Genomic DNA, 21,548 nt, shown 5'->3' on the forward strand with positions numbered 1-21,548 from the left:
CTGTGGACCGAGTTGTGTTTTATCATTGCACCCGTGCCCTCGCGGCATGGACCAAGGAACGGGACATTCGGAACGAGGAGGTTTCACGATGCGGGTTTGGCTGATGGGCGCGCTGGGCGCCGCGGTGATGGCGCTGGGCGCCTGCGAGAACCTGACGACGCAGCAACGCACCGTCGCCGGGGCCGCCGGCGGGGCGGCCGGCGGGTTGATCGCGGCCGAAATCTTCGGGGCCGACGACGACTGGCGCGTTATCTCCGCGCTCGCCGGCGCGGCCGCGGGCACGGTCGTCGCGCAGAACCAGGCGACCGGCATGTGCGCCTACGCCCGGGGCGACGGCACCTATTACCGCGCGCCCTGTCCGTAACGGCGGCGCCCCCGCGGCCCGGCCGCGGGGGCTCACCCCGTTCGGAGGGTGGCGAGAAGGTCCGCGGGAATGTCCCGGCGGAGCGAGATTTCCGCGACGGTTTCGCGCGATCGCGTGCCGCCGCGCCCCGGCGCCGCGCGGTTGTGCCGAAACGCCGCCTCGCCGGCGCTGACGGATACGTAAAGCCAGTCGCCGCGCCGGGCCGGGCGGCGGGTGGCGTTTCCCGAATTGATGGGCGAGAGCCAGATGTCCGGCGCGAAGGCGTCGTGGAACGCGCCCGCGTCCAGCCGGATGACGGCCGCGTCGGGCAGGCTCCGCGCGAAGGCCGCGCCGCGCGCCGCGGGCCAGAAGAAGAGCCGCGCGTCGAGCACGGCCGCCCAGCTCTCCAGCGTGTGACCGTCGAGGAAGTCCTTGCCGCGGCCCGCGCGCAGGGGCCGCTGATGCGTGAGCGTGGCGGGGCCCTGCGCCGTCTCGAGGCGGACGGGGCCGGCGCGCAGCCGGTGCGCGCCGGGCGAGAGGCCGGCCGCCGCGATCAGGCTCTCGGCCCGGCGCAGACCCGCGGCCCGGATGCCCGGCAGATTGACCTCCGGCGTGACGTGCAGGAGCGCCCCGCCGACGCATTCGGCGAAGCGCGCCCGGTCCATCAGCCCCGGAGCACGTCGCGCCCGGCGTAGCGCGCCGCGGTGCCCAGCATCTCCTCGATGCGCAGGAGCTGGTTGTACTTGGCGAGCCGGTCCGACCGCGCGAGCGAGCCCGTCTTGATCTGCCCGCAGTTCGTGGCCACGGCGAGATCGGCGATGGTGGCGTCCTCGGTCTCGCCCGAGCGGTGGGACATGACGTTCGTCATGCCCGCGCGATGCGCCATCTCGACGGCGGCGAGCGTCTCGGTCAGCGTGCCGATCTGGTTCACCTTCACCAGCATCGAGTTGCCGCAGCCGCGCGCGATCCCCTGGGCGAGGCGCTCGGGGTTCGTGACGAAAAGGTCATCGCCGACGAGCTGCACCGCCCCGCCGAGGCGCTCGGTCAGGAGACGCCAGCCCTCCCAGTCGTCCTCGGCGCAGCCGTCCTCGATCGAGAGGATCGGGTAATCGGCGCAGAGCGACGCGAGCCAGTCGACATTTTCCGCGGGGCTGAGGGTTTTGCCCTCACCGGAAAGAACATATGCGCCGTCCCTGAAGTATTCCGTCGAGGCGCAGTCGAGCGCGAGCTGGATGTCATCGCCGGGGCGGTAGCCCGCCTTCTCGATGGACTTCAGAATGAAATCGAGGGCTTCGCGCGTGGAGCTCAGGTTCGGCGCGAAGCCGCCCTCGTCGCCCACGCCGGTGGCGAGCCCGGCGGCGGAGAGTTCCTTCTTCAGGGTGTGGAAGACCTCGGCGCCCATGCGGATGCCCTCGCGCATGGTTTCGGCGGCGACCGGCATGATCATGAATTCCTGCACGTCGATCGGGTTGTCGGCGTGCTCGCCCCCGTTGACGATGTTCATCATCGGCACCGGCAGCACCCGCGCCTGCGCGCCGCCCACGTAGCGGAAGAGCGGCAGCGCCGCGCTCTCGGCCGCCGCCTTCGCCACGGCGAGCGAGACGCCGAGGATCGCGTTGGCGCCGAGGCGGCCCTTGTTGGGCGTGCCGTCGAGCTCGATCATCGTCTCGTCGATCTCCACCTGCTCGGTCGCGTCGAGGCCGACGAGCGCCTCCGCGATCTCGCCGTTGACGGCGGCCACGGCCTCCAGCACGCCCTTGCCGAGGTAGCGGCCCGTGTCGCCGTCGCGCCGCTCCACCGCTTCGTGCGCGCCGGTGGAGGCGCCGGAGGGGACCGCGGCGCGCCCCATCGTGCCGTCCTCCAGCGTCACGTCGACCTCAACCGTGGGGTTGCCCCGGCTGTCGAGGATCTCGCGTGCGTGGATGTCGATGATGGTGGTCATGGCGCCTCGGCCTCCCGTTTCCTGTAGCGATGCCGCGGGCGTCATAACGGCGCGGCGGCGGAACCGGAAGGGCGCGGGCGCGGATTCCGCTCAGCGCGGCGCGGCGCCCGGGCTCGCGGGCGCGGCCCTCGCGGCGCGCCGCCGGCCGAGCCGCGCCTCGCGCCAGAGCGTGTAGAGCCCCGAGCCCACGATCAGCGCCGCGCCCGCGAGCGTCCAGGCGTCGGGCCGCTCGCCGAAGACGAGCACACCGATGACGAGCGCGAAGACGAGGCGCGAATAGCGGAAGGGCGTGATCGCCGCGACCTCGCCCATGCGCATCGCCTGCGTGAGCGACCAGTACCCCGCCACGCCGAGCAGCACCGCCCCCGCGAGCATGCCGAGCGTCGCGCCCGACGGCACCGCCGCGCCGCCCGTCAGCGCGAGCAGCGCCGCCCCCGTCGGGATCAGCATGGAAAAGCCCCAGGCCGAGAGCACGACCGAGGTGGTCGCGCGCGGCACCGCCCGCGTCGCCAGATCCCGCGTGGCGAGCCCCGCGACGCCCAGAAGCGCGAAGAGCGAGGCGGGCTCGAAGGCCGCGGTGCCCGGCCGGATCACGATCAGCACGCCGAGGAAGCCCGCGCCGATCGCGCTCCAGCGCCGCCAGCCCACCGGCTCGCGGAAGACGAGCGCCGCGCCCAGCGTCACGGCGAGCGGCATCGCCTGCAGGATCGCCGAGGCCGAGGAGAGCGGCGTCAGCACGATCGCGGTGACGAAGCCGAAGGTGCCCGTGAGCTCGCCGAGGTTGCGCAGCACGACCGCGCGCGAGAAGAAGACCGGCGAGACGAGGGGCTCGCGCCGCGCCAGCGCGAGCAGGGCGAAGCCCGCCGCGCCGCCCGCGCCGAGCATCATCAGGATCTGCCCGGGCGGCATCGTGGCGCCCATCCATTTCACGAACATGTCCTCGATCGCGAAGGCGGCCATCGCCCCCACCATCAACAGGATGCCCCTCAGGTTTTCCGCCATGCGCCGCGCCTCCCCGCCCGCCGATACGCCCGTTCCCGCGCGAGGGGAAGGGCCGGCGCGCCGGTGGCGAAGGCGGCGCGCGCCACGGGCGCGGCGCGCGGCACGGAAACGACATCCGGTGTCGCGGGCGGACTTGTCAGCCCGCCCGGCGCGGCCGAGGGTGCCCGATGAACCTGTCGGAGGCATCCCATGCAGACCACCACCCGGGTCGCGGTGATCGGCGGCGGCGTCGTCGGCGCGAGCGTGCTTTACCACCTGACGAAGCTCGGCTGGACCGACGTCATGCTGATCGAGCGTTCGGAGCTCACCTCCGGCTCGACATGGCACGCGGCGGGGGGCTTTCATACGCTCAACGGCGACACCAACATGGCGGCGCTGCAGGGCTACACCATCCGGCTCTACAAGGAGCTCGAGGAGATCACGGGGCTCTCCTGCGGGCTGCATCACGTGGGCGGCGTGACGCTCGCCGAGGACCGGGATCGCTTCGACATGCTGCTCGCCGAGCGGGCGAAGCACCGCTACATGGGCCTCGACACCCACATCGTCGGCCCCGAGGAGATCCGGCGGATCGCGCCCATCACCAACACCGAGGGGATCGTCGGCGGGCTCTACGACCCGCTCGACGGGCATCTCGACCCCTCGGGCACCACCCACGCCTACGCCAAGGCCGCGCGCATGGCGGGCGCGGAGGTGGTCACGCACTGCATGGTGCGCGAGACCAACCAGCGCGCCGACGGCACATGGGACGTGGTGACCGACCGGGGCACGATCCACGCCGAGCACGTCGTCAACGCCGCCGGGCTCTGGGCGCGCGAGGTGGGGGAGATGGCGGGGATCTACTTCCCGCTCCACCCGATGGAGCACCAGTACGTCGTCACCGACGAGGTGCCCGAGATCTACGAGCGTGATCAGGAACATCCGCACGTCATGGACCCGGCGGGCGAAAGCTACCTGCGCCAGGAGGGCCGCGGGCTCTGCATCGGCTTCTACGAGCAGCGCGCGAAGCCCTGGGCGGTGGACGGCACGCCGTGGGACTTCGGGCATGAGCTTCTACCCGACGATCTCGACAAGATCTCCGACAGCATCGAGTTCGCCTACCGCCGCTTCCCGGTGCTGGAGCGCGCCGGCGTCAAGAGCGTCATCCACGGCCCCTTCACCTTCGCCCCCGACGGCAACCCGCTCGTCGGGCCGGTGCCGGACGTGCGCAACTACTGGGCCGCCGTGGGCGTCATGGCGGGGTTTTCGCAGGGCGGCGGCGTGGGGCTGATGCTCGCGCAGTGGATGGTCGAGGGCGAGTGCGAGCGCGACACCTTCGCCATGGACGTGGCGCGCTACGGCGACTGGATCACGCCGGGCTACACCCGGCCCAAGGTCGTCGAGAACTATCAGAAGCGCTTCTCGGTCGCTTACCCGAACGAGGAACTGCCCGCCGCGCGCCCCTTCCGGCAGACCCCGATGTACGACACCTTCGACGCGATGGGCGCGGTCTGGGGGCACCAGTACGGGCTCGAGGTCGTCAACTACTTCGCGGAAGGCGACGAGCCGCGCTTCGAGACGCCGAGCTTCCGCCGCTCCAACGCCTGGGCGGCGACGCGGCGCGAGGTGCAGGCGGTGCGCGGCGCCGTCGGCATCAACGAGACGCACAACTTCGGCAAGTACCGCGTCACGGGGCCTGCGGCGCGCGCCTGGCTCGACCGGATCATGGCCGGCCGCATCCCGGCGCCGGGGCGGTTGGCGCTGACGCCGATGCTCTCGCCCAAGGGGCGGCTCTGGGGCGATTTCACCGTCTCCTGCGTGGAGGAGGGGCAGTTCCACCTGACCGCGAGCTACGGCGCGCAGGCCTTCCACATGCGCTGGTTCCTCGACAACCTCGAGGAGGGCGTGACGGTCGAGAACGTCTCGGACCGCGTCACCGGCTTTCAGATCGCGGGGCCGAAGGCGCGCGACGTGTTACAGGCCGCGACGCGCGCCGACGTCTCGGGCATGCGTTTTCTGGACGTGCGGCGGGTGACGATCGGCATGGTGGACTGCCTCGTGCAGCGGGTGAGCTTCACCGGCGATCTCGGCTACGAGATCTTCTGCGATCCGATGGCGCAGCGCGCGCTCTGGACCGCGCTCTGGGAGGCCGGGCGCCCGCACGGGATGACGCCCTTCGGCATGCGCGCGATGATGTCGCTGCGCCTCGACCGCTTCTTCGGCGCCTGGGGGGCGGAGTATTCGCCCGACTACACGCCGGGGGAGACGGGGCTGGATCGCTTCATCTCGTGGAAGAAGAATGTCGATTTCGTCGGCCGCGCCGCCGCCGAGCGCGAGCGCGCCGAGGGCGCGGCGCGCACGCTCCGCCCCTTCGCGGTCGATACGCTCGACGCCGACGTGCACGGTTACGAGCCGATCTGGATCGGGGGTGAGGTCAAGGGCTTCTGCACCTCGGGCGGCTATTCGCACCACGCCGACACGGCGGTCGCGCTCGGCCTGATCCCGACTGAGGCGGCCGCGCCGGGGCTCGAGGTGGAGATCGAGATCCTCGGCGAGATGCGCCCGGCGCGGATGCTCGAGACGCCGCTCTTCGACCCGGAGGGCGCGCGCCTGCGCGGGTGAGCGCGCCTTGAACCGCGCGGACGGGGCGCGATACCCTGCGGCGCGTCACGTGGTCGGGGAGATGATGAACGAGATCGGGATCCTGATCCCCGCCGCCGGCGCCTCTTCGCGTATGCGCGGGCGCGACAAGCTGCTGGAGCCGGTGGGCGGCGTCCCGCTATTGTCCCTGATCGCGACGCGGGCGCGGGCGGTCACGCGCTGCGTTTGCGTCGCCCTGCCCGGGGCGGAGGGACCCCGGCACGCCGCCATCGCGGGGCTCGACGTAAAATGGGTGCAGGTGCCCGACCCGTCCGAAGGCATGGCGGCGAGCCTGCGCGCCGCCCTCGCGGCGCTGCCGGAGCGCATGTCTGGCGTGATGATCCTCCCGGCCGACATGCCGGAAATCGACGCGCCCGACCTGCGGACGCTGATCGACGCCTTCCGCGATGCGCCCGGCATTTGGCAGGCCACGGCGGCGGATGGCACGCCCGGCCACCCGGTGATCTTTCCGGCCGACCTCTTAGGCGAGCTCGCCGAGGTCAGCGGCGACCGCGGCGGGCGCGACCTGCTCGCACGGCACGCGAACCGGCTGCACCGCCTCGCGCTGCCGGGGCGGCGCGCGGTCACGGACCTCGACACGCCCGAGGACTGGGCGCGCTGGCGCGGCGCGCCGGCCTGAGCCTCAGGCGTTGGCCTCGCGGATCTTCTCGGCGGCCTGCTTGTCGTAATTCACGCCCTTCTGGTCGAAGAGCTGATCCAGCTCGCCTGAGAGCGTCATCTCCGTGATGATGTCGCAGCCGCCGACGAATTCGCCCTTCACGTAGAGCTGCGGGATGGTCGGCCAGTCGGAGTAGTCCTTGATGCCCTGCCGGATGTCCTCGTCGGCGAGCACGTTCACGTCGGTGAACTCGACGCCCATGTAGTTTAGCACGCCGGCGACGCGGCTGGAGAAGCCGCACTGCGGCATGGATTTCGTGCCCTTCATGTAAAGCACCACGTCGTTGGCGTTCACCGTCTCGTCGATCTGGGTCTTGGCGTCGCTCATGGTCGCCTCTCGCCTTTCGTGTCCTCGGGCGCCTCGCCCGTCCCTGCATCCTGAGCCGCGGAAGCGTCCTCCGCCGGCCCGTCGTCATCCGTCTCCGCCGGCGGCTCCTCGTAGCTCGGCGCCTCCGTGTCGAAGGTGAAGGCGTCGCGCGGGTCCTCCGGCGCGTCCAGCGCGCGGCGGCGGCGCCACTCGTGCACGCCGGCGGCGAGGAAGATGGTGGCGAATCCGGCGACGATCACCCATGGCAGCCAATCGAGCAATCCGCCTCACTCGGGCGCCTTGGTGGTCAGCGCGAGCGCGTGCAGATCGCCCTGCGATCCGGCCATCTTCTCCTTGAGCGCGGCATAGACGGCGCGTTGCTGCTGCACGCGGTTCTTGCCGCGAAAGCTCTCGTCGATCACCTCGGCGGCGTAGTGGTTCCCGTCGCCGGCGAGATCCGTGATGGTCACCTTCGCGTCGGGAAAGGCCGCGCGGATCAGCGTCTCAATCTCTTGCGCCTCGATGGGCATCTGGGCAGCCGCCTCCTCTGTGTCGCGCTTCGGGGAAGACTTAATCTCGCCCCGCGAGGCGTGCAAGGGAACGTGACCCGCGCTCACACCTTCCACGCGCGCAGCGCCGCCGCGATCCAGAGCCCGGCGAGCGCGAAGGACAGGAGCGCGTTCCACTCCGCCATGCTGAGCCCGGCGAAGGCCCAGGCCACCTCGTCGCAGCGCACGACCGGCGCCGCCATGATCTGCGCCGTCAGCTCCTCGACCGAGAGATCGCCGACGGGCGCCCCGCCCGAGCAGCTTTCCGGCCCCGCCCAGAGCCCGCGCTCGACGCCCGCGTGGTAGAGCCCGATGCCCCCCGTCGCCGCCGCCGCCGCGGCCCCGAAGAGCGCCGGCAGCGCGCCCGGCACGGCGAGCGCGAGCGCGCCGATCGCCACCGCCGCCGCATGCGGCCAGCGCTGCCAGAGGCAGAGCGCGCAGGGCGGCAGCCCGCCGAGGTGCTGAAAGCCGAAGGCCAGCGCCAGCAGGAGCGCGGAGCCGCCCGCGGCGGCGAGGATCAAACGGTTGCGCGTCACATCACCCTCAACACGGCGAAGCCCCCGATCAGGAGCGCGACGAACAGGACGAACATCAGCCCGAGCCGACGCTCGATGAAGGTCCGGATCGGCGCCCCGTAGACCCGCAGGAGCGCCGCCACCAGAAAGAACCTGAGCCCCCGCGCCAGCACCGAGGTCACGAGGAAGGTGCCCATCGACAGCCCCGTCCAGCCCGACATGATCGTGATGACCTTGTACGGAAAGGGCGTCACCCCGGCGGCGAGCACCGCCCAGAAGCCCACGCCGTTGAACGTCGCGTTGAAGGCGGCCATCGCCTCCTTCTTGCCGAGCGCCTCGAGCACCGGACGCCCGAGCGACTCGTAGGCGAGCGCGCCGATCGCGTAGCCCGCGAGCCCGCCGAGCACCGAGGCGACGAGCGCGACCCCCGCGATCGCCCAGGCCCGGTGCGGCGCGGCGAGGATCATCGGGATCATCAGGACGTCCGGCGGGATCGGAAAGACCGAGCTCTCCGCGAAGGACATCGCCGCGAGCACCCAGAGCGCCCGCGGATGCTCCGCCATGGAGATCGTCCAGTCGTAAAGCGCCCGTATCATCCCGGCCCGCTGCTGCCCCGCCCCGCTCAGACCACGCCCCCGCGCGCCGGTCAAGCTGGCGGCCCCATCATCTTGGCGCAAATACTCCGGGGGGTGAGGCGGCCCCGCCGCCGAGGGGGGCAGCGCCCCCCTCCCACCCCGGCCGGACTGCACGCCCGGCCGGTGGCTCAGCCGAGCGTGTCCCAGAGCCACGGTTCCGCGATCTCGATCGAGTTGCCGGCCGGGTCGCGGACATAGATCGAGCGCGCGCCGTTCGGCCAGTGGAAATCGGCCTCGATCTCGACGCCGGCCGCCTCGAGCCGCGCGCGCCACGCCGCGATCTCCTCCGCGGGCGCGGCGAGGCAGAAGTGCCCGGGCCCCTCGGCGCCGTGTGGTGGCACCGGTATCCGCGGATTGCCGGGCGGTTTCACGGTCTCGTCGGGGTTGAAGACGAGGACGACCTGCGCGCCGGCGCGGAAGAAGACATGGCGCGCGCCCACCCGCTGGATCCGCGCGAGCCCGAGCGTGCCGCCGTAGAAGGCCTCCGCCGCGTCGAGGTCGCGGGCGTAGACCGCGGCCTCCAGAACGCCGCGGGCGGCCGGCGCCGGGGGGAGGGTGTCGTCGTGCATGATATCGAGCCTAGCAAAGCGGGCAGCGCCTGTCAGCGCGGCGTCACGGGCACGTTACACGGCGGCGCTAGGTCCTGTGACCGACACCGGATCTTGCGGGGCTTGCCCTCGGGGTAACGCGAGATATAGTTGACGCATGCGGCGGGGCGACGGACCGGCCGGGCCGGACGCCGCGCCGCCGACTGGGCGGAGGCGCGGGACGCGATGGACGGCGATTTCAGAACGAGCTTCGTGAGGGAGCCGGCGGCGCTCCGACGGCACCCGTCGCTCGTGCTCAACGCGGATTACCGCCCGCTTTCCTACTATCCGCTGTCGCTCTGGCCCTGGCAGGAGGCGGTCAAGGCGGTCTGGCTCAACCGGGTGCGCATCGTCGCCGAATACGAGGAGACGGTGCACAGCCCCTCGACCGAGATCCGAATACCCTCGGTCGTCGTCCTCAAGGAATTCGTCAAACCCCGGAAGCGCGTGGCCTTCACGCGCTTCAATCTTTTTCTGAGGGACGAATTCACCTGCCAGTACTGCGGCGCGACGGGCGATCTGACCTTCGATCACGTGGTGCCGCGCGCGGCCGGAGGCGTGACGAGCTGGGAGAACGTCGTCGCCGCCTGCGCCAAGTGCAACCTGCGCAAGGGCTCCAAGAGCCTGCGGCAGTCGGGCATGCGCCTGCGCACGCCGCCCCGGCGACCGGGCGCTGAGGAGCTGCGCAACCTCGGGCGCAAGTTCCCGCCCAACCACCTGCACGAAAGCTGGATGGATTTCCTCTACTGGGACGCCGAGCTGGAGGCGTGAGCCGGCGCGCGGGCGGCCCCGGTTCGGACACGTGCCCTGTTCGGCAAGGGGAGGTGCCCGGTGGCGATGCGGCAACGGGTGACGCGCGCGCAGTGGTGCAGGGGAGGGGCTAGACGCGACTGCGGGCGCGTCGAAGCTGTGCGCTTGCCTTCCGTCAGGCCGTGCTGGGTCGGCGAAGCTCACGGGAGAGAGGCCCGCCCACACGCGAGGGCAGATGTGCGACCGGCCACCTAGCCGCGCCTCAGTGCGGAGCTATCGCCCGGCGTCAGGCTGCGCGCGCTGACACGCTGACGCGGCAGCGGGCGGCGCACCCCTGTCAAGGAGCGGCGCGGCGCGCGACCCGTCGGGCGCGCGCCCGGGGGCTCAGGACGACGCGCCCTGCTTCTGGCCCTGACCGCCGCCTTGCTGCTGCCCGCCGCCTTGCTGCTGCTGCGCGGGCTTGGCCTTCGCCTGGCCCCCGCCCTGCGCTTGGCCGCCGCCCTGCGCCTGGCCGCCGCCCTGCGCGGGCTTCGCCCCCTCGCCGGTGGCGAGCGGGTCGTCCTGACGCTGCACGGAGCCCTCGAAATGGGCGCCGGATTCGATGGCGATGGTCTTGTGGATGATGTCGCCCTCGACCCGCGCGGTGGAGGTCAGCCGCACCTTGAGGCCGCGCACGCGGCCGACGATCCGGCCGTTGATCACCACGTCGTCGGCGGTGACTTCGCCCTTGATGGTGGCGGATTCGCCCACGGTCAGGAGATGGGCGCGGATGTCGCCCTCGACCGTGCCCTCGACCTGAACGTCGCCGGTCGTCTTGATGTTGCCGGTGATGTGCAGATCGGACGAGAGCACCGAGGGCGACGGCTTGGGCTTCTGCGCCGCGCCGGAGGACTCGGCGGAGCGGGGCGCGGGCGCGCTTTCCGGCGCGGGCGCGGGCGACGACTCCGCGGCCTTCGGGCCCGGCTCGTTGATCTTGCTCTTAGAAAACATCTCTCGCAGCCTTGATGTAGGTCATGGGGTTCACGGCCTTGCCGTCGACGCGGACCTCGTAGTGCAGATGCGTGCCGGTAGAGCGTCCACTGTTCCCCATATCACCGATGCGATCCCCGCGCGAGACCCTTTGCCCCTCGCGCACGCGCAGGCGGGACATGTGCGCGTAGCGCGTCTCGATGCCGAAGGCGTGGCGGATCTTCACCACCCGGCCGTAGCCCGACATCCAGCCGGCGTGCGTCACCACGCCGTCGGCGGTGGCGTAGATCGGGGAGCCGTGCGCCGCGGCGAAATCGGTGCCCTTGTGCATCCGGCCCCAGCGCATGCCGAAGCCGCTGGTGAAGCGGAAGTTGCCCTCGAGCGGCAGGGCGAAGGGCGCCTTCTCGGCGGCGATGCGGTAGAGGTTGATCTCGTCGAGGCGCTCGAGGATGCGCCCGGCGCGCTCGGCCTCGGGCGGCGTCGGGCCGCCGCGCGTCGAGATCGCCGCCGGCAGCCCCGGTCCGCCGAGGCCCGAGTAGCCGCGCCGCACCTCGTCGAGCAGGTCGTCCGCGTCGAGGCCGGCCTTCTCGAACATCCGGTCGAGCGGCTCCACGGAGACGAGCATCGCCTCCTCGAGTTCGCGGAAGATCGTCTCGTTGCGGTCCTGCACGAGGCGAAGCTCCTGCGCGATGCGGTCGGCGGCCAGTTCGGCGTCCTCGGCCTGCGTCGCGAGCGCGTCGCGCTCCGCCGCCGTCTCCGCGAGCGCGCGGGTCAGGAAGGCGACCGTCGCCTCCGCGCCGTCGCCGCCGCCCGTCGCGGCGTCGCCGCGCTCGATCGCGCGTTCGAGCGTGGCGAGGCGCGTCTCGGCAGCGTCGCGGGCGCGCTGCGTCTCGTGCAGGCGCGTGCGCATGACCTCGAGGCCCGAGGCGAGCTCGCGCTGGCGCGTCTCCGCCGCGAGGAGCGCCGACTGCATCTCCGAGACCTCGCGCAGCGCCGCGTCGAAGCGCGCCTGCGCCGCCGCGGCCTCGGAGGCGCGCGTGTCGCGCTCGGCGGCGAGCTCGTTCAGCCGCGCCTCGTAGGTCTCCATGTCGCGGCGCGCCTGCTCGCGGAAGTTGCCGCCGCCGATCGCGTCCATCATCAGGATCGCGGTGGCGAGGATCGTCCAGCCCACCACGAGCGTTCCGCCGAGCGTCGCCAGCGCCTGCGTCCCCGGCCGGAGCCGGATGAAACGCATGTCGTCGTCGGATTTCAGAAAGAGCCGTCGCTCTGGAAAAACGCGCTCAAGCCGCGCATGAAGTCGTGTCGCCAGCTGCGTTCGCACGAAGCCTGCCCCTCGAGCCTGTCTCAATCGCGGCGTTCGGTCTCCCCAAACCGACGCCTTGCCCGGTTGGTTAGCGTCTGCCCGCGCGATGGGCAACTTTTTGTTAATTGAATCTGGCCGACATCATGGCGGACCGCGCCGAACTGGCGGAAATCCGCCGATTCGCGTCCCGCCGCCGCCTCAGCGCGCCTCCTCGGCGAGCGGCCAGTAGAAATCCGGCGGCAGGCCCGCCTCGGCGCGTTTCTCGGTGTTGAAGGGCGGCTTCAGCCCGCCCTTGAAGTAGCGCCGCACGAGGGCGTGGAAGGTCTCTTTCGGGTCCTCCTCGTGGCGCCCGCAGAGGAAGTGGAACCACTTGGAGCCGTAGGCGACGTGGCTCACCTCCTCGGCGTAGATCGTCTCGAGCGCGGCGACGGCGTCGGTCTCGTCGTGGCGGCGGAAGAGCGCGATCATGTCCGGCGTCACGTCGAGCCCGCGCGCCTCGAGCACCATGGGCACCACGGCGAGGCGGCCCATGATGTCCTCGGCCGTGTCCTCGGCGGCGCGCCACATGCCGGCATGGGCGGGCAGGGCGCCGTAGTGCGCCCCCCGCGCGGCGAGGCAGTCCGACAGCAACCCGAAGTGCTTCGATTCCTCGTCGGCGGCCTGCACCCAGTCGTCGTAGAAGCCCGCCGGCATCGGGATGTGCGCGAAGCGCGCGATCACGTCCCAGTGCAGGTCCACCGCGTTGAGCTCGATGTGCGCGACGGCGTGCAGCATGGCCGTCCGCCCCTCGGCGGAGCCGGGCTTGCGCTTGGGCACCTCGCGCGGGTCGAGAAGCTCGGGCCGGTCGGGGCGCGCGGGCCGCAGGGGCGGATCCGCGCGCCCCACCGGCGGCACCTCGCCCGCGGCGCGCGCGGCGAACCAGTCGGCGGCGTGTGCGCGCGACAGCCGGGTCTTCTCGGCCGCGTCGGCGGTGGAGAGCACCTCGGCCGCGCAGTCGGCGAGCGGGCGCATCACAGCGCCTTCGCCGCCTCGAGCACCTCCTCGGCGTGGCCGGGCACCTTCACCTTGCGCCACTCGCGCGCGATGCGGCCCTCGCCGTCGATCAGGAAGGTGGAGCGCTCGATGCCCCAGAAGGTCTTGCCGTACATCTTCTTCTCGGCCCAGACGCCGTAGCGCTCGGCCACGTCCGAGCCCTCGTCCGACAGGAGCGGCACCGTCAGCGCGTGTTTCTCGGCGAATTTGTCGTGGCTCTTCAGGCTGTCCTTGGAGATGCCGAAGACCTGCACGCCGAGCGCGTCGAACTCCGCCTTCAGCCCCGAAAAGGCGATCGATTCCTTCGTGCAGCCGGAGGTGTCGTCGCGGGGATAGAAGAACAGCACCACGGGCGCCGGGCGCAGGGCGGACAGGGTGACCTCGCCCCCGCCGGTGACGGGCAGCGTGAAATCGGGCGCGGTGGTGTCGCTCATGGAGGGCTCCTCGGATGATGTCGCGTCAACGCGCGATAATAGAGACATTCCACACGGAGGAAAGGCGGGAGGCGGCGGCGACCCGGTCGCGCCCCGGGCCGCTCGAACCTGCGTCGCTCGACGGACGCGCCGTCACCGACGCCACCGGGCTCCGGCGCGACCGGGGCCGGGCGCGCGCGCCGGGGCGCCCGATCGGCCCGCGCGCGGCCTTGACCCCGGGCATGTTCGGGGAAATCTTCCGGCCGAGCCCGGCGAGGGTGATTCAGCAGGACGATGGCCGCGATGAAACTCTCCGAGTTCGACTTCGATCTGCCCGAGGAGCTGATCGCGACGCGGCCGGCGCGGCCCCGCTCCTCCGCCCGGCTCCTCGTGGCCGAGGGCGATCGGATCACCGACGCCGTGGCGCGCGACCTGCCCGAGTTCCTGCGCCCCGGCGACCGGCTGGTGCTCAACGACACTAAGGTGATCCCCGCGCGGCTGAGCGGCACGCGGCAGCGCCACGGCGATGCGGGCCCTTCGGAGGCGCGGATCGAGGTGACCCTCCTCGAGCCGCGGGCGGGCGGGCTCTGGACCGCGCTCGTCAAGCCGATGAAGAAGCTCGCGGCCGACGAGGTGATCCGCTTCTCCGACGAACTCTCGGCGCGGATGGAGGGGCGAGAGGAGGAAAAGGCGCTTCTCGCCTTCGACCTCACGGGCAAGGATTTCGACGAGGCGCTCGCGCGCGCCGGCGCCATGCCGCTGCCGCCCTACATCGAGCGCCGCCGCGCGGCGGACGCGCAGGACGCCGAGGACTATCAGACCGTCTGGGCCCGCCGCCCCGGCGCCGTCGCCGCGCCCACGGCGAGCCTGCATTTCGACGAGACGCTGCTCGACGCGCTCCGCGCCGCCGGGATCGGCATGACCCACGTCACGCTCCACGTCGGCGCGGGCACCTTCCTGCCGGTGAAGGTGGACGACGTGACCGAGCACCGGATGCACGCCGAATGGGGCGAGGTGAGCGAGGCCGCCGCGGCCGAGATCGCCGAGACCCGCCGCGCGGGCGGGCGGATCATTCCGGTGGGGACCACGGCGCTGCGCCTTCTGGAGACCGCGGGGCGGTCGGGCGAGGTCGTGCCCTGGTCGGGCGATACGGACATCTTCATCTACCCGGGCTTCGAGTTCCGCGTCGCCGACGCGCTGATGACGAATTTCCACCTGCCGAAATCCACGCTGATGATGCTGGTCGCCGCCTTCATGGGGCGCGCGCGGATCGAGCGGATCTACGCCCACGCGATCGCGGAGCGGTATCGCTTCTTCTCCTACGGCGACGCCTCGCTCCTGGTGCCGGCGTGACGCGCGCCGCGTCGCGGGAACCCACCCGGCAGGTCGCGTCTTGACGCGCGGACCCGCGCGCCCGGTGGCAGGATCGGCGCGCGCAGGCCGCGCGGAGACGGAGACATCATGCTGAGCGTGCTCAACAGCGCCTGGGCGCTCCTGCTCGGGCTTCTTCTGCTGATGATCGGCAACGGGCTGCAGGGCACGCTCCTCGGCGTGCGCGGCGAGATCGAGGGGTTCTCGGCCTTCGAGATGTCGATCGTCATGGCGGCCTACTTCGGCGGCTTCCTCGGCGGCTCGCGCATGGCGCCGGGGATGATCGCGCGGGTGGGGCACGTGCGCGTCTTCTCCGCGCTCGCCTCGATGGTCTCGGCGGTGGTGATCCTCTTTCCGGTCATCACCGACCCCTGGGCCTGGTCCATCGGGCGGCTGATCATCGGCTTCTGCTTCTCGGGCGTCTACGTGACCGCGGAAAGCTGGCTCAACAACACCTCCACCAACGAGACGCGGGGCCAGACGCTGGCCATCTACGTGCTGGTGCAGATGATCGGGCTGATCCTCGGGCAGGCGCTTCTGGTGGTGGCGGACCCCTCGGGCTTCGTCCTCTTCGTGATCCCGGCGGTGCTGGTCTCCATCTCCTTCGCGCCGATCCTGCTGTCGGTCTCGCCGGCGCCGGCCTTCGGCACGGCGAAGCGGATGACGCTCGGCGATCTCTACCGCGCCTCGCCGCTGGGTCTCGTGGGGATGCTGCTGCTCGGCACGGTGTTTTCCGCGCAGTTCGGCATGTCGGCGGTCTACGGCGCCGAGTCGGGGCTTTCGGTGCGCCAGATCTCGGTCTTCGTCTCGGCCTTCTTCGTGGGCGCGCTGGTGCTGCAGTATCCGCTCGGCTGGCTGTCCGACCGGATGGACCGCCGGGTGCTGATCCTCGCGCTGGCGGCGCTGGGCACCGGGGGCGCGGTGCTCGGCCTCCTGCTCGGCGGCGTGCGCACCGAGCTTTTGCTGGCGGCGGCCTTCACGATCGGCGCGGTGGCCAACCCGCTCTATTCGCTGCTCATCGCCTACACCAACGACTTCCTCGAGCCCGACGACATGGCCGCGGCCTCGAGCGGGCTCGTCTTCGTCAACGGCGTGGGCGCCATCGTCGGGCCGCTGGTGGCGGGCTGGGTGATGCAGGTGATCGGCCCCGCCGGTTTCTTCGCCACGATCGCGGGCTTCTTCGCCGCGCTCTCGGCCTATGCCGCCTGGCGCATGACGCGCCGTCCGGCGCCGGCTGCCGAAGAAACGGGCAGCTATGCGCCGCTCGGGCCGACGGTCACGCCGGTCGCCGTGGAACTCGCGCAGGAATACGCGATCGATACGGCGCTGGAAGAGCAGGACAATCCGGAGCCGGGCGCGTGAGCGGGGCGTCGGAACTGTCGCAATTCGTGAAAAGGTCACGGTTGAGCCGCGGCGCTCGGGGGCCTTTACTGGACACCGTGTAAATCAGCCGTGACGCAAGGGAGAACGGGATGACCGGCGCGGAGGAGGTCCTCGGTTTCTGGCTCGACGAGGTGGGGCCGGAGGGATGGTACAAGGTCGACCCCGACCTCGACGCCCGCATCCGCGAGCGATTTCTCGGGATGTGGGATGGCGCGACGGAGGGCCGCTTCGCGCTCTGGCTCACCTATCCCTCGGGCGCGCTCGCCTACATCATCCTCACCGACCAGTTCCCGCGGAACATGTTCCGCGGCGAGCCGCGCGCCTTCGAGACGGACATGGCCGCGCTCGCCGCGGCGAAGTCTGCGATCCAGCGGGGCTGGGACCTGCGCATCGACGAGCCGGCGCGGCAGTTCTTCTACCTGCCGCTGATGCATTCGGAAAACCTCTGCGATCAGGACCGCTCGGTGCGGCTGATCTGCGAGCGGATGCCCGAGACGGGCGCCGAGACGCTGCGCCACGCGCGCGCGCACCGCGAGGTGATCCGCCGCTTCGGGCGCTTCCCCTACCGCAACGCGGCGCTCGGCCGGACCGACACCACCCCGGAGCGGAGCTTCCTCGACGAGGGCGGCTACGGCGCGGTGGTGCGCGGGCTCGAAGAGGTCGCCGCCTGAGCCCGCCCGCCATTGTTCCCGCGGGGCGTTTCGCATAGCGTCCCCGGGACGCACGCGGCAGGAGGCGACATGGCGGGCAAGTCTTTCGATGTTATCGTTATCGGCGCGGGGCCGGGGGGCTACGTCTGCGCCATCAGGGCTGCGCAGCTCGGGCTGTCGGCGGCCATCGTCGAGCGCGAGCACATAGGCGGCATCTGCCTCAACTGGGGCTGCATCCCGACGAAGGCGCTGCTGCGGACCTCCGAGCTCTATCACCAGATGCACCGCGCCGGTGACTTCGGCCTCTCGGCGGAAGGGCTCGATTTCGACTTCGACAAGGTGATCGACCGTTCGCGCAAGGTCGCGGGGCAACTCGCCTCCGGCGTCGATCACCTGATGAAGAAGAACAAGGTCACCGTGGTGCGCGGGGACGGGCGCCTCGCCGGCGGGGGCCGTGTCGCGGTGGCGACCGAGGCGGGCGAGGAGGTGCTCGAGGCGCCGCACATCGTGCTCGCCACCGGCGCCCGCGCGCGCGAGCTGCCGGGGCTCGAGGCCGACGGCGCGCGCGTCTGGACCTATCGCCACGCGCTGAAGCCGCCGCACATGCCCGCGCGGCTGCTGGTGATCGGGTCGGGCGCGATCGGCATGGAATTCGCGAGCTTCTATCACACCATGGGTGCGCAGGCGACGGTGGTCGAGGTGCAGGACCGCGTGCTGCCGGTCGAGGACGCCGAGATCAGCGCCTTCGCCCGCAAGGCCTTCGAGAAGCAGGGCATGGAGATCCGCACCGGCGCGACGGTCAAGTCGCTCGCGCGCCACGCGGACCGGGTGACGGCCGAGATCGAACAGGGCGGCGCGACCGAGACGCGCGATTTCGACACGGTGATCTCCGCCGTGGGCATCGTGGGCAATACCGAGGGGCTCGGGCTGGAAGAGGCCGGGGTGACCGTGGAGCGCGGGCAGGTGAAGGTGGACGCCATGGGGCGGACCGGCGTGCCGGGGCTCTACGCGATCGGCGACATCGCCGGCGCGCCGTGGCTCGCCCACAAGGCCAGCCACGAGGGCGTGACGGTGGCCGAGCTCATCGCCGGGGGCGACCCGCACCCGGTGACGCCGGACCAGATCGCCGGCTGCACCTATTGCCACCCGCAGGTGGCCTCCATCGGGCTGACCGAGGAGCAGGCGGCGGAGCAGGGCCGCGCGGTGCGCGTCGGCCGCTTCCCCTTCATCGGCAACGGCAAGGCCATCGCGCTCGGCGAGCCGGAGGGGCTGGTCAAGACGCTCTTCGACGCGGAGACGGGCGAGCTTCTGGGCGCGCACATGGTGGGCGCCGAGGTCACCGAGCTCATCCAGGGCTATGTCGTCGGCCGCACGCTGGAGACGACGGAGGCGGAGCTCATGCAGACGGTCTTCCCGCATCCGACGCTGAGCGAGACGATGCACGAATCGGTGCTCGCGGCGCACGACCGGGCGCTGCATTACTGAGGGCGCCGGTTACGGCCGCTGCGGGAGGGGGGCTGTCTGCCCCCCTCGGCCCTGCCGGGCCTCACCCCCCGAGGATATTTCGATCCAAGAAGAAGGGCGGGACGCCGCGGCGGGGCGGCATGGCGACGGGGCGGGTCAGAAGGACCAGACCGCCGCGTCGTCGGCGAGGAGCGCGTCGGCCATCGCCGGGGGCTCTGCGACGCCGACGCCGTCCATCAGCACCTCGGGCCCTTCGCCGCGCCCGGGCAGGTAGATCGCGCAGACCTCCGCCGTGGCGCCGTTCTCGATCGCGGCCTTCAGCAGGCCCTGCGGGCTCATGTCGCGCGGCGGCTGCGGGGCGGTGGCGCTCTCGGGCGCCTCGGCGAGGGCCATGTCGCCGGCCGGGCCGCAGAGCAGGATGCGCGCGTCGACGCCCTTCTGCACGGCCTGCATGGTGAGCACCATGCTCATCAGCTGGGTCTGCGGCTCGGGCGAGGTGACGACGGTCACCAGGGTCTCCTCCATCTCGGCGGCGGCCGGAGCGGCGAGCGTCGCGGCGGCGGCGGCCGCGGCGAGGGTCTTGCGGATCATGTGACGTCCTTTCGGATTAGGGGCGCGTTTCCTGCTGGCCACCTTATAGATGTATATGAGATTTGGAATACGATATCCTGTCGCAGGGGGCGATGCTCCGCGCCGGCCCGGGCGCCCGGCCCGATCTCAGGCGCTGCGGCGGCGTCCGCCGCGCCGGCCGCCGCCGCGGCCGCCCGCGGCCTGCGCCGCGCGCGCGGCGTCGGGGAAGGGCGTGCCCTCGGCCACCACGTCGAGCACCTTGGCGAAGCGGATCCACTCGCCGCCGTTGGGGTCGTTGTTCATCAGGAAGTTGGCGGCCTTGATCGCCTCCATCTCGACCTGGCGCACCGGGTTCATGATCGCGCTCGTCATGCCGGCGGTGATCGCCATCGGCAGGAAGGCGGCGTTGATCCCGTGGCGGTGGGGCAGCCCGAAGGAGATGTTGGAGGCGCCGCAGGTGGTGTTGACGCCGAGTTCCTCGCGCAGGCGACGCACCAGCGTGAAGACCTGCCGCCCGGCGGTCGCCATCGCGCCCACCGGCATGACCAGCGGATCGACGACGATGTCGTGCGCCGGGATGCCGTGGTCGGCCGCGCGCTCGACGATCTTCTTCGCCACGGCGAAGCGCACCTCCGGGTCCTCGCTGATCCCGGTGTCGTCGTTGGAGATCGCCACCACGGGCACGTCGTATTTCTTCACCAGCGGCAGGATCGCCTCGAGCCGTTCCTCCTCGCCGGTGACGGAGTTCACGAGCGGGCGCCCCTCGGCCACCGAGAGCCCGGTCTCGAGCGCGGCCGGGACGGAGCTGTCGATGCAGAGCGGCACGTCGACGAGCCCCTGCACCAGTTCGATCATGCGCCGCATCAGGGGCGGCTCGGTCTCGTTCGGGTTGGGGTTGGAATTGTAGACGACGCCCGCGTTGACGTCGAGCACCATGGCCCCGCAGGCGACCTGCTCCAGCGCGTCCTTCTCGACGGTGGAGAAGTCGCCCGCCTCGAGCTCGGCGGCGAGCTTCTTGCGGCCCGTGGGATTGATGCGCTCGCCGATGACGCAGAAGGGCTCGTCGAAGCCGATGGTCACGGTCTTCGACTTGGAGGCGACGAGGGTGCGGGTCATGTGGGTCCTTTCCGGGGTCAGACGGCGGCGCGGGCGGCCGGGCGGGCCGCGGCGCCGCCATGGGCGGCGAGCCAGTCGGCGGCGGCCTGGATGCCGCCGAGCGGGAAGAGGTGCAGCGCCTCGATGTTGGTCGCCTGCCCGGCGGCGCGGCGCGCGGCGAGATCGGCCACCAGCTCGGTCGGCTCGAAGGGCTTGACGAGCTTCGAGACGTCCATCGCCCGGCGCTGCAGCACCTTGAGGGAGGGGCCGACGCCGCAGGCGACGGCGAACTTGATGAGCGTCTGCAGCTTCGCCGGCCCCGCGATGCCGAGGTGGACGGGCATGCGGATGCCCTCGGCCGCGAGCCGCTCGGCCCAGGCCACCATCGGGCCGGCCTCGAAGGCGAACTGCGTGACGATCGCCATCTCGGCGTCCGTCCGGTCGGCGAAGGCCTGCTTCCAGCGCAGCGCCGCGTCCACCTCGCGGGTGCCGCCCCCGGGGTCGATGTCGCGGTTGCCCTCCGGGTGGCCCGCGACGTGCAGCCGGCCGAAGCCGTGCGCGTCGAAGAGCCCGGTCTCGAGGAGTTGCATGGAGGAGTCGAAGGCCCCGTGCGGCGTGGCGACGCCGCCGGCGAGCACCAGCGCCTCGCGCACGCCGGCCTCGCCCTGATAGCGCGCGATCCAGTCCGCGAGCGTGGCGCGGTCGGGGATGATGCGCGCGGGGAAATGCGGCATCGGCTCGAAGCCCTCGGCGCGCAGCCGCGCGGCGGTGGCGACCATGTCGGCGATGGGCGTGCCCTCGATGTGCGCGATGTAGACGCGCGTGCCCGCGGGCAGCAGGGCGCGGAAATCCTCCACGCGCGCGGCGGTGCGCGGCATCACCTCGATGGAGAAGCCCGCGAGCATCGCCTCGATCTCGGGGTTCCGGGGCCCCGGCGCCCCTGCGCCGCGCTTCGGGAAGTTGAGAATCGCCATCAGGGCCTCCTTCCATGGCATCGGGCCGTCAGGCCCATCCGTCGTTGTCGATGAGCGCCCTGAGCCGGGCCGGATCGTAGGTCGCCTCGAGGCGCGCGGCCTCGGCGTCGGCGACCTCCGCCGGGTCGCCCTCGGCGGGGTAGGGGGGCGCCTTGCGCCACTCGGCGAGATAGGCGTCGCTGTCGCGCGCGCCGATCTTCATCGCCGCGCGGTCGATCGCCTGCTCGAAGCGCTCGGGCAGGGCGCGCTTCGCGCCGCGCCGGCCCTTGCCGACGATGACCTGCGCGGGAATGTCGCGCCAGTAAACGATTGTCACCTCGGGCATCGCGGTGATTCTCCTCCCATCTCGTCACCTCTCTACGTCACGGACCGGGCGCGGCCCGGTCTGATTTCGACTCCTG

The 21,548-nt window shown here is 71.7% G+C and carries 25 protein-coding genes; 8 read left to right on the forward strand and 17 right to left on the reverse strand.

Features of this window, described 5'->3' with window-relative positions; all coding sequences use genetic code 11:
* Nucleotides 1-88 precede the first annotated feature (88 nt).
* Nucleotides 89-364 (forward strand): glycine zipper 2TM domain-containing protein, encoded by a 276-nt coding sequence (locus DRV84_RS09015; protein ID WP_115979558.1) that lies wholly within the window; start codon nt 89-91, stop codon nt 362-364.
* Nucleotides 365-396: 32 nt separating this feature from the next.
* Here DRV84_RS09015 and DRV84_RS09020 read toward each other — a convergent pair whose 3' ends face one another.
* From DRV84_RS09020 to DRV84_RS09030, 3 genes are all read right to left on the reverse strand, one after another.
* The gene (locus tag DRV84_RS09020; protein WP_115979559.1) at nt 397-1,008 is read right to left on the reverse strand and encodes a DUF7002 family protein; all 612 of its coding nucleotides are present in this window, start codon (nt 1,006-1,008) and stop codon (nt 397-399) included.
* Nucleotides 1,008-2,285 (reverse strand): phosphopyruvate hydratase, encoded by a 1,278-nt coding sequence (gene eno / locus DRV84_RS09025; RefSeq protein ID WP_115979560.1) that lies wholly within the window; start codon nt 2,283-2,285, stop codon nt 1,008-1,010. The genes DRV84_RS09020 and eno overlap by 1 nt, the downstream gene beginning before the upstream one ends.
* Nucleotides 2,286-2,375: 90 nt before the next feature.
* Nucleotides 2,376-3,287, reverse strand: coding sequence for a DMT family transporter (locus tag DRV84_RS09030; protein WP_115979561.1), 912 nt, complete (start codon nt 3,285-3,287; stop codon nt 2,376-2,378).
* Nucleotides 3,288-3,476: 189 nt separating this feature from the next.
* On the opposite strand from DRV84_RS09030, the gene DRV84_RS09035 reads away from it, so the two are divergent.
* Together DRV84_RS09035 and DRV84_RS09040 are read left to right on the forward strand one after the other, a co-directional pair.
* On the forward strand, nt 3,477-5,885 hold the full coding sequence (locus DRV84_RS09035) for a GcvT family protein (protein ID WP_115979562.1): 2,409 nt from the start codon (nt 3,477-3,479) through the stop codon (nt 5,883-5,885).
* Between the two features lie 61 nt (nt 5,886-5,946).
* The gene (locus tag DRV84_RS09040) at nt 5,947-6,543 is read left to right on the forward strand and encodes a nucleotidyltransferase family protein (protein ID WP_338052693.1); all 597 of its coding nucleotides are present in this window, start codon (nt 5,947-5,949) and stop codon (nt 6,541-6,543) included.
* A 3-nt stretch (nt 6,544-6,546) separates the two neighbouring features.
* Here the strand turns inward: DRV84_RS09040 and grxD are convergent, their stop codons facing one another.
* From grxD to DRV84_RS09070, 6 genes are all read right to left on the reverse strand, one after another.
* Nucleotides 6,547-6,909 (reverse strand): Grx4 family monothiol glutaredoxin, encoded by a 363-nt coding sequence (gene grxD / locus DRV84_RS09045; protein ID WP_115979563.1) that lies wholly within the window; start codon nt 6,907-6,909, stop codon nt 6,547-6,549.
* Nucleotides 6,906-7,169, reverse strand: coding sequence for a hypothetical protein (locus DRV84_RS09050; protein WP_115979564.1), 264 nt, complete (start codon nt 7,167-7,169; stop codon nt 6,906-6,908). The genes grxD and DRV84_RS09050 overlap by 4 nt, the downstream gene beginning before the upstream one ends.
* 6 nt (nt 7,170-7,175) lie before the next feature.
* Nucleotides 7,176-7,418 carry a BolA/IbaG family iron-sulfur metabolism protein gene (locus DRV84_RS09055; protein WP_115979565.1) on the reverse strand — a complete coding sequence of 81 codons (243 nt, stop codon included), beginning with the start codon at nt 7,416-7,418 and terminating at the stop codon, nt 7,176-7,178.
* 83 nt (nt 7,419-7,501) lie between these two features.
* Nucleotides 7,502-7,972, reverse strand: coding sequence for a disulfide bond formation protein B (locus tag DRV84_RS09060; protein WP_115979566.1), 471 nt, complete (start codon nt 7,970-7,972; stop codon nt 7,502-7,504).
* The gene (locus tag DRV84_RS09065; protein ID WP_115979567.1) at nt 7,969-8,547 is read right to left on the reverse strand and encodes a YqaA family protein; all 579 of its coding nucleotides are present in this window, start codon (nt 8,545-8,547) and stop codon (nt 7,969-7,971) included. Before DRV84_RS09065 ends, DRV84_RS09060 begins: the two co-directional genes overlap by 4 nt.
* A gap of 167 nt (nt 8,548-8,714) precedes the next feature.
* Nucleotides 8,715-9,155: a VOC family protein gene (locus DRV84_RS09070; RefSeq protein WP_115979568.1), complete on the reverse strand. Its 441-nt coding sequence runs from the start codon at nt 9,153-9,155 to the stop codon at nt 8,715-8,717.
* Between the two features lie 204 nt (nt 9,156-9,359).
* Here DRV84_RS09070 and DRV84_RS09075 point away from each other — a divergent pair, with 204 nt between their 5' ends.
* On the forward strand, nt 9,360-9,944 hold the full coding sequence (locus DRV84_RS09075; RefSeq protein WP_115979569.1) for an HNH endonuclease: 585 nt from the start codon (nt 9,360-9,362) through the stop codon (nt 9,942-9,944).
* Between the two features lie 363 nt (nt 9,945-10,307).
* Here DRV84_RS09075 and DRV84_RS09080 read toward each other — a convergent pair whose 3' ends face one another.
* From DRV84_RS09080 to DRV84_RS09095, 4 genes are all read right to left on the reverse strand, one after another.
* On the reverse strand, nt 10,308-10,913 hold the full coding sequence (locus tag DRV84_RS09080; protein WP_115979570.1) for a bactofilin family protein: 606 nt from the start codon (nt 10,911-10,913) through the stop codon (nt 10,308-10,310).
* On the reverse strand, nt 10,903-12,213 hold the full coding sequence (locus DRV84_RS09085; protein ID WP_115979571.1) for a M23 family metallopeptidase: 1,311 nt from the start codon (nt 12,211-12,213) through the stop codon (nt 10,903-10,905). The genes DRV84_RS09080 and DRV84_RS09085 overlap by 11 nt, the downstream gene beginning before the upstream one ends.
* 180 nt (nt 12,214-12,393) lie before the next feature.
* Nucleotides 12,394-13,206 (reverse strand): ferritin-like domain-containing protein, encoded by an 813-nt coding sequence (locus DRV84_RS09090; RefSeq protein ID WP_115979572.1) that lies wholly within the window; start codon nt 13,204-13,206, stop codon nt 12,394-12,396.
* Nucleotides 13,206-13,661: a peroxiredoxin gene (locus DRV84_RS09095; protein WP_115979573.1), complete on the reverse strand. Its 456-nt coding sequence runs from the start codon at nt 13,659-13,661 to the stop codon at nt 13,206-13,208. The genes DRV84_RS09090 and DRV84_RS09095 overlap by 1 nt, the downstream gene beginning before the upstream one ends.
* 282 nt (nt 13,662-13,943) lie before the next feature.
* On the opposite strand from DRV84_RS09095, the gene queA reads away from it, so the two are divergent.
* The 4 genes from queA (at nt 13,944) to lpdA (ending at nt 18,529) form a co-directional block, all read left to right on the forward strand.
* Nucleotides 13,944-14,993, forward strand: coding sequence for a tRNA preQ1(34) S-adenosylmethionine ribosyltransferase-isomerase QueA (gene queA, locus DRV84_RS09105; RefSeq protein WP_115979605.1), 1,050 nt, complete (start codon nt 13,944-13,946; stop codon nt 14,991-14,993).
* Nucleotides 14,994-15,101: 108 nt separating this feature from the next.
* Nucleotides 15,102-16,373 (forward strand): MFS transporter, encoded by a 1,272-nt coding sequence (locus tag DRV84_RS09110; RefSeq protein WP_115979575.1) that lies wholly within the window; start codon nt 15,102-15,104, stop codon nt 16,371-16,373.
* A 110-nt stretch (nt 16,374-16,483) separates the two neighbouring features.
* Nucleotides 16,484-17,065 carry a DUF924 family protein gene (locus tag DRV84_RS09115; protein ID WP_115979576.1) on the forward strand — a complete coding sequence of 194 codons (582 nt, stop codon included), beginning with the start codon at nt 16,484-16,486 and terminating at the stop codon, nt 17,063-17,065.
* Nucleotides 17,066-17,134: 69 nt separating this feature from the next.
* Nucleotides 17,135-18,529 (forward strand): dihydrolipoyl dehydrogenase, encoded by a 1,395-nt coding sequence (lpdA, locus tag DRV84_RS09120; protein WP_115979577.1) that lies wholly within the window; start codon nt 17,135-17,137, stop codon nt 18,527-18,529.
* A 135-nt stretch (nt 18,530-18,664) separates the two neighbouring features.
* Here lpdA and DRV84_RS09125 read toward each other — a convergent pair whose 3' ends face one another.
* From DRV84_RS09125 to DRV84_RS09140, 4 genes are all read right to left on the reverse strand, one after another.
* The gene (locus DRV84_RS09125) at nt 18,665-19,099 is read right to left on the reverse strand and encodes a DsrE family protein (RefSeq protein ID WP_420852971.1); all 435 of its coding nucleotides are present in this window, start codon (nt 19,097-19,099) and stop codon (nt 18,665-18,667) included.
* 126 nt (nt 19,100-19,225) lie between these two features.
* The gene (locus DRV84_RS09130; protein WP_115979578.1) at nt 19,226-20,194 is read right to left on the reverse strand and encodes a methyltetrahydrofolate cobalamin methyltransferase; all 969 of its coding nucleotides are present in this window, start codon (nt 20,192-20,194) and stop codon (nt 19,226-19,228) included.
* Between the two features lie 17 nt (nt 20,195-20,211).
* Nucleotides 20,212-21,147: a methylenetetrahydrofolate reductase gene (locus DRV84_RS09135; protein ID WP_115979579.1), complete on the reverse strand. Its 936-nt coding sequence runs from the start codon at nt 21,145-21,147 to the stop codon at nt 20,212-20,214.
* Nucleotides 21,148-21,175: 28 nt separating this feature from the next.
* The gene (locus tag DRV84_RS09140) at nt 21,176-21,472 is read right to left on the reverse strand and encodes a virulence factor (protein WP_115979580.1); all 297 of its coding nucleotides are present in this window, start codon (nt 21,470-21,472) and stop codon (nt 21,176-21,178) included.
* Nucleotides 21,473-21,548 lie beyond the last annotated feature (76 nt).

This window comes from Rhodosalinus sediminis (assembly GCF_003385555.1).
Classification (GTDB): Bacteria; Pseudomonadota; Alphaproteobacteria; order Rhodobacterales; family Rhodobacteraceae; genus Rhodosalinus; species Rhodosalinus sediminis.